The following is a 13078-nucleotide window of genomic DNA, read 5'->3' on the forward strand; positions in this document are numbered from 1 at the left end:
GTCAGCCCATCCTGCCCGGAAGCCCTGATCCCAGGAGGTCGGAGAACCTCGAGCTTCCCTGGTCCACACCGCTGCAGGTGAAACTGGCAGTTGGCCCCTCCTCACTGGAAGGGCACGCCGCGTCGCGGTTGAGAGACCACATGGACAGGCGTTGGATCTCCAACTCCACCGCGTAGTCCTTCAGGTCCCGGGCCGCGTCCAGTTCGAACACCTCGCCCGGCAGGTCATTGCGGCCGATCATGGGCGTCAGCCCGATCTTTTTCCACACCTGCTCGCGGCTGAGGTTGGTGCCGGTGCGCTGATAGACAATGCCCAGCTGATCGTGTGTGGCGGCCGCGGCGGCCTTGGCGGCGTCCAGCATGCCCTGGGAGCTGCTCCTGCTGGCGCCGTAGTTCATGGTCATGATGTTGACGCCTGCCAAGTCCACGCCAGCCTGGAGCATCTGTTCCACGGCGGCAATGCCGGCGTCGGTTAGTCCGCGGGGAGAAACCGGCAGAGTCAGCCAGACAGCGAGCTCTTTGCCGGAAGAATTCCGGTCGCCCTGCAGCCAAGCTACTGCCCTGGCCCGGCGTTCGCCGCCGGCCTGGTCCAGGAGATCGGCACCTTCCAGGTCGAAGTCGATGAAGGCAGGTTCGTAGCGTTCTACGACGTCGCGGTACGCGGTACGGAGCTTTCCTTCGTCCCGGCACGTGGTGGCCAGTTCACTGTTCCCGGCGCCGCCAAAGGAGACGGCAGCGGATCCGCCGCGGGAGCGAAGGTCGGAGATCCGCCTTTCCAAGCCGAGGGCGGTGTTTGCCTCTTCGAGGCCGTAGCCGGCACCCCAGCTGGCCGCACAGAGGTCCTGGGGGGAGGCAACGAGGAACGCCAGCACCACGTCCCTGGTGCCCGGCGTGGCGGCTTCCTCGAAAGCGTAGGGCGGGGAGACCGTAACGTCCACGTAGCCCGCAAACCATGTGGCTTGCGCAGCTCCCGTTGCCAGACCGGAGCGCCAGGCCCAAAAAAAGATGACGCTGGCAAGGATGGTGGCAATGGCGATGCCTGCGATCAGGGGCGAAGAGGGCTGACGCAGCTGAAACTGCGAGCGGGCGCGGAATCGGCCGGGCATCGGCTGCGGAACGGGCTCCCGCGCCGGCTCTATTTCGGCCTTTGCGGCCGGCTCCGAGCCGCGGTTTATGGCTGTCATCCGGTTCCCACGCCCCCCTCTGGTTTACTTAGAAACCATTTCACCACGGCACGCCTGCTGGTGGCTCCTGTCGGCCGGCCAACGCGGGTGTCCCGGCGCACGCAACGAGTAGCGAACCGGGTACCGGGCGAGTGGCGCCGGGCCCACCCGGCCCAGCCGGAAAGGAAAGACGGGTAGGCACCACTCGTGCCGCCGGGCTCCCCTCTTAATAGGCTGTGGATGTCGGATAGATACAGAGTTCCGGGGGAGAAATCGGGTCTCAGAATGGGAATGGACGCACCTTTGCGGGCGCAAGCACGCAACCATACCCCTGAATGGCGGTCCGCGACGGTCATGGCGGCAGGAATGCCCGGGCCGGCGGAACCCGCCGGTGACTTCTCTTCCAATTCTGCCGACACAGCTGCCGCGAGGCAGCCAGCCCTGGCGCACAAGCCCGGGGCCCGTGAACGGGGGTCGGTGGCGAACAAGCCTTTGAGACCAAGGCTTCCCCCCAGTCGTCACCGACCCCTTCGAGGTGTCAATCAATGAAGCACTGCGGCCTGGGGGGATCCTCTTGCGGCCGGGCGATACGGATGTAAGAGGGGATATCTGTCATGAGCCAGAGGAATGAAATGCCGGGGGAGCAGGGCGGTCCGCCCGGATCCGGTTTGATGCGGCAGCGGAAACGGACAACGCTCTGGGCAGTCTCATGGCTGGCCGGGCTGGCACTCCTGACGGGGTCCGCCGCCCTGGTACCCAAGGCCGGCCCGGGACCGGCCCGTGATGCGCAGGGTGCCCTGAAGGATTTTGCGGCACCCGTGGACACCAGCCTCGCGCTGACCACCGTCACGCTGACGTTCGACGGCGGCAGGGCCAGCCAGCTGGCCGCCGCAGAGACCCTTCGAGGCCAGGGGCTACGGGGGACGTTCTTCGTCAACTCAGGCTTTATGGGTGCGAAGGACTACATGACGGTGGAGGACCTGCACAAGCTGGCCGCGGACGGCAACGAGATTGGCGGGCACACCGCAACCCTGGCCGACTTGACGGCACTTGAACCTGCTGAAGCCACCCGACAGGTCTGCAATGACCGGACCAACCTCACGGACTGGGGCTTCAAGGTCACATCCTTCTCCTACCCCTTTGCCGCCAAGTCGCCGGAGGCCGAGGCGATGGTGGCCGGCTGCGGGTACAACAGCGCGCGCAGCCAGGGCGATCTCCGCAGCAGGCTGGGATGCGCCGATTGCGCCGTTTCTGAAACTGTCCGGCCGGCCGACCCGTTCAGCACGAAGTCGACGCCGGAGATCGGTTCCGCGTGGACCATCGCAGACCTCCAGCAGTCAGTCATGGACGCTGAAACCACCGGAGGATGGCTGCAGCTGAGCTTCTTCGACATCGATGACAGCGGCAGTCCCCGGTCTATCAGCCCCGCACTCTTCAACGACTTCGTCTCGTGGCTGGTGACCCGCACGGACGAGGGAACCACCGCCATCCGCACCGTGCACGATGTCATTGGTGGCGGGGCAAAACCCGCAGTTCCGGGACCTGTTGCTCCGGCTGCGCCGCCGGGCACCAACGCGCTCCGCAACCCGGGACTGGAAACAGCCGGAAAATACGGCCTTCCCGAGTGCTGGCAGGTTTCCTCCTACGGCGAGAATTCACACGTCCTGAGCACGCTGACTCCCGGCCGCTCAGGCACGATCGCCCGGCGCCTGGACGTTACGGGCTACACCTCCGGGGACGCAAAGCTGCTCCCTGTCATGGATCTGGGGGCGTGCGCACCGAGCGTCGTCGCCGGCCACAGCTATACGCTGCGCGCGTGGTATGGCTCCACTTCATCCACGCAGTTCGAGTTGTATTACCGCAACAAGGTTGGCACCTGGACCTATTGGACAGCCAGCCCATGGTTTCCCGCCAGCGCTGCCTACCGGCAGGCTGAGTGGACTACACCGCCAGTGCCGGCAGACGCCGTCGGCATCAGTTTTGGATTGAATCTGTTCAGCGACGGGGAGCTGGCTACAGATGACTACGAGATGTTTGACACGGGGGCGCCGCCCGCCCCGTAGGCCCCGCCCGTTGCCAGCGCAGAAGCTCCACGGGCTCGAATACAAGAATCGAGTCGATTCCCATGAAGTCACAAACTTCACGGCGATTAGCATGGCAGGTTGACCTTGGCCCCGCACTGAAGGGGATCAGGCAGCGGGCGCGGACCGCCGTCACGGTTTTGGGCATTGTGGCCCTGGCCGTGACCGGCCTGGCTGCGCTGGCATTTCCGGCGCAGGCAGCGGCACCCACCGTTGTTTCGTTGACGTTCGACGACGGCAACGCGGACCAGATGACCGCTGCCCAGATCATGAACAACGTAGGCATCGACGGCACGTTCTACATCACCTCAGGGGTCATCAACACCACGAACTACCTGACTGTGGCCAACCTCCAGGGCCTTGCGGCGAACGGCCACGAGATCGCCGGCCACACCGTGACCCATGCGGACCTGGTGACGCTGCCTTCGGATGAAGCCACCCGGCAGGTGTGCAACGACCGGGTCAACCTGACCAACTGGGGTTTTGCCGTCACGAGTTTTGCCTATCCGTTTGCCTCATCGAACGCGGCGGTCGAGGGCATCGTGAAAAACTGTGGGTACAACAGCGGGCGCGGCCTCGGTGATATCCGGACCAGGTTCAGCTGCGCCGGCTGCCCTCTGGCCGAGACCATCCCGCCCGCCAACGCCTACAACACCAGAGCCCCGGACCAAGTAGACAACACGTGGTCGCTGGCCGATCTGCAGAGGTCCGTCACACAGGCGGAATCGGTGGGAGGCTGGATCCAGCTGACCTTCCACCACATTGCGGCGTCCAGCGCGGATCCGCTCAACGTTACTCCCACTGTTTTCCAACAGTTCGCCACCTGGCTGAAGGCCAGACCGGCCACCACCACAGTGAAAACGGTGAATCAGGTGATTGGCGGAACCGTCAAGCCTGCCGTTTCCGGCCCGGCCGTTCCGCCGCAGCCCACGAGTGGCAACCTGGTGAAGAATCCCGGCCTTGAAACCCTGGTCAACGGAGTGCCGCAGTGCTGGCAGGCGGGCGGCTACGGGACGAACACGCGCACGTTCACCACGGTAAGTCCGGGGCGGACCGGTTCAACGGCAGGACGGGTGGTGGTGTCGGGCTACGTCGACGGCGATGCCAAGTGGCTGCAGTCGCTGGACCTTGGCGGATGCTCGCCGACGGCAACGCCTGGACACACCTACGCTCTCAGTGCCTGGTACAAGTCAACCGCCAACACCCAGTTCGCCCTTTACTACCGGACAGGTCTTGGCTCCTGGGTCTACTGGACCTCGAGCCCTTGGTTCGGGCCCGCCACGACATTCCAAAGGGCCAGCTGGACAACCCCGGCGTTGCCTTCGGGGGCCAGCGGCATCAGCTTCGGACTCAACCTCTTCAGTAACGGAACGTTGATCACGGACGACTACGAAATGACCGACACCGCGTCGTCCACACCTCCGCCGCCGCCACCGCCAGCCGGTACCAACCTCGTGCAGAATGCCAGCCTTGAAACGGCAGGTGCCGGCTCCACGCCGCAATGCTGGCAAACGGCGGGCTACGGCTCCAACACGGCGTCGTTCAGTACCGTCTCAACAGCACGGACCGGGACAAAGGCAGAACGCCTGGTGATGAGTAACTACGCCAACGGTGACGCGAAACTCCTCCAGACGCTGGACTCCGGTTCTTGCGCACCGCCGGCGGTCGCCGGCCACACGTATTCGCTCCGCGCCTGGTATACCTCGACGACGGTGACCCAGTTCGCTGTCTACTACCGGAACTCCGCCGGAGCCTGGGTCTACTGGACATCGAGTCCCTGGTTCGCTGCCGCCGGTTCCTATACCCAGGCCAGCTTCACCACCCCCGCGTTGCCCTCCGGCGCATCCGCGATCAGCTTCGGGCTGAACCTCTTCAGGAATGGCACGCTCATCACGGATGACTATGCCATGTACGACACGATTGGAGCGCCGTCGCTGTGATAGCCGTATACATCGTCTTAGTCCTTGGAATCAGCACGATCTTCTGGTCGTTTGTGGGCTTATTGCGCCTGGTCAATGAGCAGTACACCCGGCGGATCACGCTGGGCCCGCCACTGAGCGGGCGCATGCTGGGGCTCCTGCAGCGCTGGCCACTGGCCAACCGGCTCGGCCCCGGAGTCCATGGCGCACACACGTTGCCGGCGCCGCGGGCACACCGGGGCCAGATCCAGCGGGAGCATGGCCGCCATCGTGCCAGGGACCCGAGGATCCTGCCGGCAAATGTCGCGGTGCTTATTGCCGCCCACAACGAAGCCCTGGTCATCAGCGAGACCATCCGGGCTGCCTCGGCGCTGGTGCCGCTCAGGAACATCCACGTGATCTCGGACATGTCCACAGATGACACCTCGGCGATTGCACGCGCAGCCGGGGTCAAAGTGCTGGACCTCGAACCGAACAGGGGAAAGGCCGGCGCATTGGCCGCTGGAATCGCTTATTTCGAGCTGTGCCGGAAGTTCAAAGTGGTGATGCTGCTTGACGCGGATACCCGGCCCACCGCGGACTACCTGGAGACCGGGCTGCCGCTCTTCCTTGATCACTCTGTGGTGGCCGTGGCCGGCAGGGCAAAGTCCATCATGACCCCGCCTCCACCCACCGCGCTGGGCCGGTTCCTGGTGGCCTATCGGGAACGGCTGTACATCGTGGTGCAGTTGCTTCTCAAATACGGCCAGGCCGCCAGGGGCGCAAACGTTGTCTCGATCGTGCCGGGCTTTGCCAGCATGTACCGGACAAGTGCACTCGCGAAAATCAAGGTGCTGGCCCCGGGCCTGGTCATTGAGGACTTCAATATGACCTTCGAGATCCATGCCAAGAAGTTAGGGCGGATTGCGTTCCACCCCTCAGCCGCCGTGGCATACACCCAAGATCCGGACAACCTGCAGGACTACACCCGGCAAGTCCGGCGTTGGATCCTCGGCTTTTGGCAGACCGTCCGTCGGCACCGCCTGCAGTCCGGAAAGTTCTGGTTTGTGCTGGTGTTCTACATTATCGAACTCGTTATCAGCTGCATGTTCTTCGTCTTGTTGATTCCGGTCTTCCTGCTCTCGCTGGTGGCGTCCATGCAGCTCCAGGCCTTCGGTGACAACGGCGAATCCTTCCTCTACCTTTCCGGGCTCATGCGCCCGCAGGACGTGCTCCTGGGTGTCCTCGTTCCGGACTTCCTGCTCACCGTCATCGCGGCCGTTGCCCTCCGCCGGCCGGGCATCCTGCTGATGGCGCCATTGTTCCCGCTCATGCGGATCCTTGACTCCGTCATCTGCCTGATGGTGCTGCCACGTGCCTTCTCCGCGGCCTCATCGGGCGTGTGGGTCAGCCCGGTGCGGCGCATCCAGGGCGAAGGCCTCGAGCTGGAAGAAGCTACGGCTGGTGCCGGCATCACCCGTTAGCGCAAAACGCCCCTCCCGCAGGACACTGTGGTCCTGCGGGAGGGGCGTTCAGGTTCCTGCGTTCAGGTTTCTGCGTTCAGGTTTCTGCGCAGACAAGCGCTGTTGTTACCAGCTGACACCCGACGTGGTTTCGACGTTCAGCCACGGTCCGGCGGGAACATCTGCGCGGTCAACAAACCTCCACGAGACGTGATCGCCGCTGCCGTCCAGTTCGGCGAAGCCGAGGCAACCGTTCAGCGCAGGGGAAACATCCATTCCTGCGCCCTGCGTACCGTCGGCGGAGAAATCGGTGTTTGCCGGGCGGGCGTCGGCCGCGCCGAAGACGTAGTTCGCGTCATGGTATTCGGAACCGCTGGAAGGACCGGCATCCTCAATCTGTCCGTAGCAGACGTTGCCGTTGGGTCCGGTCATCTGGACCCACCGGTTCTTCATGTACGAATAGCTGCCATCCGCGCAGTGGTCGACACCTGTGGCGGCGTTGTCCGCGGCGGCCCACGGGATGACCTGGCAGCGCTGCTGGAACGCGACGCTGTCGTTGACGTCGTCGTAAGGCAGGTCGAGGTAGAAGGGGTTCTCAAGCGGCGCGGGCTGGTTCTTGGGGAAGTACCCGTTGGAGGCATCGCGTGCTTCCGTGGCGCAAGTGAACGAACTTCCCGAGCCGGAGCTCACGCCGTCGCAGCCGCCGTAGATGCTGCCGGGGCAGCCGGAGGCAGTGGCGGGAGTAGTGCCGGCGTTGATGCCGGTGTGCTTGAAAGCCCACTGGCCGTTGTACGTCGAGCAGACCTGTGAACCGTCTGCAAGGCTGGCGTTGAAGATTTCGCCCACCCAGAACGTGGTGCTCACGACGTTGGTGTGCAGGGGGTATTTGTTGGCTGCCGGTGCGGCAACGGGTTCAGCTGCGGCTACGGCCACCGGCGCGGGAGCCGCGACGGCAGGTTCGGGTGCGGAAACCGCGGCAGGCGCCGGTTCCTTGACGGGCGCCGCAGCCGGTGTCGAACTCGGTGACGGTGTTGCGTTCGGGGTTACCTGCGATGCTTCTGCGCTGGCTGACGAGGGACTGGCGGAGGCCGACGGGTCGGGCGCCGATTGGGCGGCACAGCCTGCGGTCAATACTCCGATGAGGAGGATCAACACAGCCATGATGGGCGTGGTCATGCGTTTCATTTTTTTGGGATACATATCTGTTGGGGACATTAACAGGGTTGGCAGGTACCCAATGAGGGCACGCCAAGCACGGGTCATGACCGCCAGATCGGCGCGGCAGTGGCCGCGCCCAGAATCGATGCTGATAGTGAAATCAGCTGAGCCGCTTACTCCCCAGAAGCAGACAGCGGGACCGTCAAGAGACCCGTAGAGACCGTTAACACCCGCTCCACATTACACGGATGCCTGTGAGTAGCCCGAACGGGCCCGAGAGCAACGGTCCGGCATATTCGAGTAGTCACTACTCACGCCAGCGCGTGCGGTGGCTAGGTAGCGTAGGAGTTGCTAATGCCGGCAGATGGTTGGGGGCGGTCCGGAACTTCACGCTCCGCGGCTAAGGAATCGACGCAACCATGGACGTTAGGGCAGGAAATTCAGCTTTCCCCCCAGTCATTCGTGTGGCCGAACTGCGGGCCGCAATCAATGCCCTCTCCAACTCAGAGAGTTCGGGCGTCATCGTTACCGGCGCTGCCGGCTCGGGCCGGACCAGGCTGCTTGCCGCCGCAGCGGAAGCGCTCTCCGGACGGCTCACCGTCATTGTCCACAGCGTTCCCCGGTCCTGCCGCCGGATGAAGTTCGGCATCGGCAGTGTGCTGGCGCCGGCGTTGCCTGCGAATTCCAAGGTGTCGCCACTGAACATCGTCCGGGCGTGCCGCGATGCGCTGCGCAGCCAGGACCCGGGGGCGAACGGGATCCTGGTGGTCCTGGACAATGTGGACCACCTGGACGGAACGTCCCTCTGGGTTCTCAACCAGCTTCTCGCGGAACCGGACATCAAGATGCTGGCAAGCCACCGCTCGGACCGGCAGTTGCAGATGGAGCTGATGGAGTCGGTGGTGGCCCGGCAGCTGTCCATTGTGGAACTGGAGGACCTGACACCGGACCAGCTCCGTACTTTCCTCGAGCACAGGCTTCCGGCCCGGCCTGACCGCAGCCTGGTGCGCGACGTTCTCGCCGCAGCGGGCGCCAATGCGCTCACTGCGAGCTGGCTGGTGGACGAAGCGTTGGCGGACGGCCGGATTGTGCAGCGCGGGGACAGTTGTGTGATGGTCCGGCCGCCGGACCTGGCGGAAGGACGCCAATTCGACTTGGCCCGACGGCGGATCGAGGCGCTTCCGCCGGACCAGCGCCAGGTGGTTGACTTCCTGGCGGCCGCGGATCCGGCTCCGCTTTCCGTGCTCGCCCGGGCCGTGCTGCCGACCGCCCTGGCCGCGTTGGAACGGGGCAACTTCATCCGGCTCCAAATCAGGAGCGACGGCGGGGCCGACGTCACGCTGAACCACGAGGTCGAGGCCACTGCTGCCCGGCATTATCCGGGCGGTGCCGGACCGCTGGACCTCGGCCGTGAAGCGGACCTGCACGGCCGGGGGCTGGGCGTCCCACGGAGAGCGGGGGAGGAACCGCTGTGGGATCTTTTTCGGCGGGTGGAAACCGCACTGGATGCCGGCACGGCTGTCGCTGACCTGGACCTCCTGGCGGTGGCCACCACCGCCAACAACCTCTATGACAGCGACCGCGCCCAAAAGGCAGCCGAAGCGATCAAGGCACCCGAACTCCAGCTCATGGCGCAGACGGAGGCGGCCCGGGCGCTGTTCCATGCCCACAAGTACGGCCGGAGCGCTGAGGTTCTCCGAGGCCTTGTCGAGAACACCCCGGCTGTGCTGAGCATGGAGTTCGCGCGGGCAGTGGGCCTGCTCCTCCAAGCCCTCATGCCCACGAATCCGGGCCGGGACGCACTTCAGTCCGTACTGGACGGTGCACGGAAGCGGCTGGCCATGGCGGCAACTGCGTCCGTCGGTGATACTGCTGCCGACACTTACCAGAATGCCGTCCAGGATGAGCTGGATGTCCTGCAGCTCTACCTGGAGTCACGGGAGGGAAACTGGCCCAGCCCGGGCGGGGAGCTCTTCCACCGGCTTTGCCCTGCCGGTTTCTGCGACGGCGGCCAGCCGCCGGGTCCGGATGATGCGCCGGGTACCCATGCAGGCATCCTGCTCCTGGCGCTCGCTTCACAGGGGCTGTCCGTGCGGGGGAAGTCCGCTGACGCCGTCGCGCTTTCCACCCGGGCGCTTAACGCCGTGGACCGCCTGCCGCGATGCAGCGTCGATTTCCACTCGACAGTGCTCACCATCCATGCGTCCAACCTGACCCGGTTGGGCCAGGGACCCGACGCCGGGAGTGCGGACAAGCTGCCCGGCCGCAACAAATGGATGAGCTACCCGGGCGGCCCGCTGCAACTTTTCCGGGCCATGATGTTCTGCCGGCAGTCTGCCGGGCACGCCGCCGGGCGAGCGAACGGCGGCGCGGACGCCGGGACAGCAGGTGACCCTGAGGACCTGCTGGCACTCACCCTGGCCGCGCAGGCCACGGCGGAGTGGCTGACCTGGGACCTGGCGCAGCTGCCAGGCGCCGGGACCGCCGCGGCAGACGAACGGCAAGCGGACAACCGGCAAGCGGACAATCCGCGAGCGGACAACCGGGCAGCGGACGGCGACGTCGCGGCGAGGCTGGCTGAAACCTACGCATCGGTGGCACGTCCGACTGTAACTGGCGCCGCAGGTCCACCGCAGCGGGCGCCCCGCAAGCCGGCCATGGCGACGGGTGGCGGCAGGGGCCGCCGGGCACGTGAACTGCTGAACCTCGGAGTCGCGGCAAAGCCGGATGGCGCGGCATGTGAACAATCGGCCGACGGGCCGCCGGACTGGCGGTGGTCGAGCGACGGGAACAGCGGACCGGCCGCTGATGCCGCCAAGCTGTCCCAAAGGGAACGCGAAGTGGCCGTACTTGTTGTCACCGGCATGGGGAGTGCGGGCGTAGCGGCGGAACTCGGCATCGCCGTGAACACGGTAAACGCGCATTTGCAGCGGATCTACGGCAAGCTGGGCGTTTCCCGGCGCCAGGAGCTGGCTGAACTCTGGAACAGCCTGGACGGCGCGGGGCGGTGACGGCCCGTGCGGAACCGGCGCCGGGCAATAGTGGGACAATTGAGGAGTAGCACCGCGGATGCAAGCGGTGTGCCTGCCCGTGGCGGCGAGCCGTCGGCAGGTCTTGCCTATCTAGGAGCTCCAGTTTGGTCATGGTATCCACTCCCGCTACCGCAGACACCCAGGTCGCGCTAAGTGATGTCGAAGTCCTGCGTATCCGCAACGACTTCCCTGTCCTGGACCAGGAAGTCAACGGCAGGCCCCTTGTCTACCTGGATTCCGGCGCCACGTCACAGAACCCCCGAAGCGTGCTCGAAGCCGAGCAGGAGTTCTACGAACTGAGGAATGCCGCAGTGCACCGCGGTGCCCACCACCTTGCCGTCCAGGCCACCGACGCCTTCGAGGATGCCCGTGCCACCGTGGCCGGCTTCGTCGGCGTGGCGGACGACGAACTGATCTGGACTGCGAACGCCACCGCCGGGCTCAATCTCCTCGCATACGCCTTCTCGAACGCCAGTGTCGGCACCGTCCGGAGCGAGGCCGGCCGTTTCGCCCTCGGCCCCGGGGACGAGATCGTGGTGACGGAAATGGAACACCATGCGAACCTGATTCCCTGGCAGGAGCTCTGCCGGCGCACCGGTGCCACCTTGAAATTCATCCCTATAGACGACGACGGCGCGTTGCGGCTTGAGGAGGCGGCGCGGCTTATCACCGGGCGCACCAAGGTCCTGGCGTTCACCCATGCGTCCAATGTGCTCGGAACGATCAATCCGGTGGCTGAGCTCGTGCGGCTGGCCCGGGCGGCAGGAGCCCTCGTTGTGCTGGACGCCTGCCAGTCTGCGCCGCACCTGCCCTTGGACTTCAAGGCCCTCGACGTGGACTTCGCTGTTTTCTCCGGCCACAAGATGCTGGCGCCCACGGGGATCGGCGGCGTGTACGGGCGGCGCGAATTGTTGAATGCCATGCCTCCGTTCCTGACCGGGGGCTCCATGATCACCACCGTGACGATGGAAAAGGCCGAGTACCTTCCGGCGCCCCAGCGGTTCGAGGCCGGCACCCAGCCCATCTCGCAGGCTGTGGCGCTCGCAGCAGCCGCCAACTACCTGCGCGAAACCGGCATGGAACGAATCGCCGGCTGGGAAGCCTCCCTCGGCCAGCGGCTGGTCACCGGTCTGAGCGCCATTGACGGAGTCCGGGTCGTGGGACCCGCTCCCGGCGTGGAACGGCTCGGCCTGGCAGCCTTCGATGTGGCCGGCGTGCATGCGCACGACGTCGGGCAGTACCTGGACAGCATGGGCATCGCCGTCCGCGTGGGTCACCACTGCGCACAACCGCTCCATCGCCGGCTGGGCCTGACCGCCACGACGCGGGCGAGCACCTATTTGTACAACACGACGGACGAAGTGGACCTGCTGCTCGAGGCTGTGGCCCAGGTCCGGCCCTATTTCGGCGTAGAAGGCTCGGGGGTATCCAAATGAGCGCCCTGGATGCGATGTACCAGCAGCTGATCCTGGAGCATGCAAAAACCCGCAGCGGGGCTGACCTGACGGCCGATGAAGCCACGGTGACGCCTGACCAGGCGGGAGTCGGGCAGTGCCACCAGCTCAATCCGGTGTGTGGCGACGAAATTACGCTGCGCCTGGAACTTGAGGCCGCGGGGAACCCGCCAGCAGTGAAGGGAATCCACTGGCATGGTGACGGTTGCGCCATCTCAATGGCCTCGGCCTCAATATTGAGCGAATTGTCCGAGGGGGCGTCACCGGACGAGCTCAGCGAAATGATCGGCCATTTCCGGGAGCTCATGCGTTCGCGGGGACGGCTGGAGCCTGATGAGGAAATCCTGGGGGATGCGGCCGCCCTGGCCGGAGTGGCAAAGTACCCGGCCAGGGTGAAGTGCGCCATGCTGGCGTGGGTGGCTGCCGAGGATGCGCTGCGGCAGGCCGTAGCCACCAGCCGCTAGGTCTTGCCGGCCTCCGGGTGCTCATCGTCCGCGAGCGTGGAATGGTGCTGGACGTAGTCTTCGATGGCATGCTCGGGGACCCTGTAGGAGCGGCCGAAACGGACGGCAGGCAGGTCGTGCGCCTTGACGAGCCGGTACACAGTCATCCGGGACAGGCGCATGACTTCTGCGACTTCCGAAACTGTCAGGAAACGGGTATTTGAAAAACCTTCAGCGGCCACTGTTCTCAGCTCTCCTGGGACGTAGTTCGATCCTGAGGACGTACTTCAATCCTGAGACAAACGTCGCTGAGCCGATCGCCGATCTTATGGCTACTTTATGGCATGGTGAGCTTGATGTGAAGAGCGCGCCGCAATGGGGATAAAG

At 65.2% G+C, this 13078-nt stretch carries 9 protein-coding genes; 6 read left to right on the plus strand and 3 right to left on the minus strand.

All coding sequences use genetic code 11. The features are described 5' to 3' along the window. Nucleotide 1: 1 nt before the first annotated feature. On the minus strand, nucleotides 2–1183 hold the full coding sequence (locus tag ACSQ12_RS06400) for a chitinase (RefSeq protein WP_436064769.1): 1182 nt from the start codon (nucleotides 1181–1183) through the stop codon (nucleotides 2–4). A gap of 593 nt (nucleotides 1184–1776) precedes the next feature. On the opposite strand from ACSQ12_RS06400, the gene ACSQ12_RS06405 reads away from it, so the two are divergent. From ACSQ12_RS06405 to ACSQ12_RS06415, 3 genes are all read left to right on the plus strand, one after another. Continuing rightward, nucleotides 1777–3225, plus strand: coding sequence for a polysaccharide deacetylase family protein (locus ACSQ12_RS06405; protein ID WP_436064770.1), 1449 nt, complete (start codon nucleotides 1777–1779; stop codon nucleotides 3223–3225). Between the two features lie 62 nt (nucleotides 3226–3287). Further along, nucleotides 3288–5183 (plus strand): polysaccharide deacetylase family protein, encoded by a 1896-nt coding sequence (locus ACSQ12_RS06410; protein ID WP_436064771.1) that lies wholly within the window; start codon nucleotides 3288–3290, stop codon nucleotides 5181–5183. Beyond that, nucleotides 5180–6625, plus strand: a complete 1446-nt coding sequence (locus ACSQ12_RS06415; RefSeq protein ID WP_436064772.1) for a glycosyltransferase family 2 protein — start codon at nucleotides 5180–5182, stop codon at nucleotides 6623–6625. The genes ACSQ12_RS06410 and ACSQ12_RS06415 overlap by 4 nt, the downstream gene beginning before the upstream one ends. A gap of 105 nt (nucleotides 6626–6730) precedes the next feature. Here the strand turns inward: ACSQ12_RS06415 and ACSQ12_RS06420 are convergent, their stop codons facing one another. Beyond that, nucleotides 6731–7780: a hypothetical protein gene (locus tag ACSQ12_RS06420; RefSeq protein WP_436064773.1), complete on the minus strand. Its 1050-nt coding sequence runs from the start codon at nucleotides 7778–7780 to the stop codon at nucleotides 6731–6733. A 446-nt stretch (nucleotides 7781–8226) separates the two neighbouring features. Here ACSQ12_RS06420 and ACSQ12_RS06425 point away from each other — a divergent pair, with 446 nt between their 5' ends. The 3 genes from ACSQ12_RS06425 (at nucleotide 8227) to sufU (ending at nucleotide 12712) form a co-directional block, all read left to right on the plus strand. Next, nucleotides 8227–10773, plus strand: a complete 2547-nt coding sequence (locus ACSQ12_RS06425) for a helix-turn-helix transcriptional regulator (RefSeq protein WP_436064774.1) — start codon at nucleotides 8227–8229, stop codon at nucleotides 10771–10773. Between the two features lie 125 nt (nucleotides 10774–10898). Next, nucleotides 10899–12230 carry an aminotransferase class V-fold PLP-dependent enzyme gene (locus tag ACSQ12_RS06430; protein ID WP_436064775.1) on the plus strand — a complete coding sequence of 444 codons (1332 nt, stop codon included), beginning with the start codon at nucleotides 10899–10901 and terminating at the stop codon, nucleotides 12228–12230. Continuing rightward, nucleotides 12227–12712, plus strand: a complete 486-nt coding sequence (gene sufU / locus ACSQ12_RS06435; RefSeq protein WP_436064776.1) for a Fe-S cluster assembly sulfur transfer protein SufU — start codon at nucleotides 12227–12229, stop codon at nucleotides 12710–12712. The genes ACSQ12_RS06430 and sufU overlap by 4 nt, the downstream gene beginning before the upstream one ends. Here the strand turns inward: sufU and ACSQ12_RS06440 are convergent. Further along, nucleotides 12709–12933: a helix-turn-helix domain-containing protein gene (locus tag ACSQ12_RS06440; RefSeq protein WP_011691098.1), complete on the minus strand. Its 225-nt coding sequence runs from the start codon at nucleotides 12931–12933 to the stop codon at nucleotides 12709–12711. The two genes, sufU and ACSQ12_RS06440, sit on opposite strands and share 4 nt — an antisense overlap. Nucleotides 12934–13078 lie beyond the last annotated feature (145 nt).

The organism is Arthrobacter sp. LjRoot14 (assembly GCF_964253905.1).
Classification (GTDB): Bacteria; Actinomycetota; Actinomycetes; order Actinomycetales; family Micrococcaceae; genus Arthrobacter.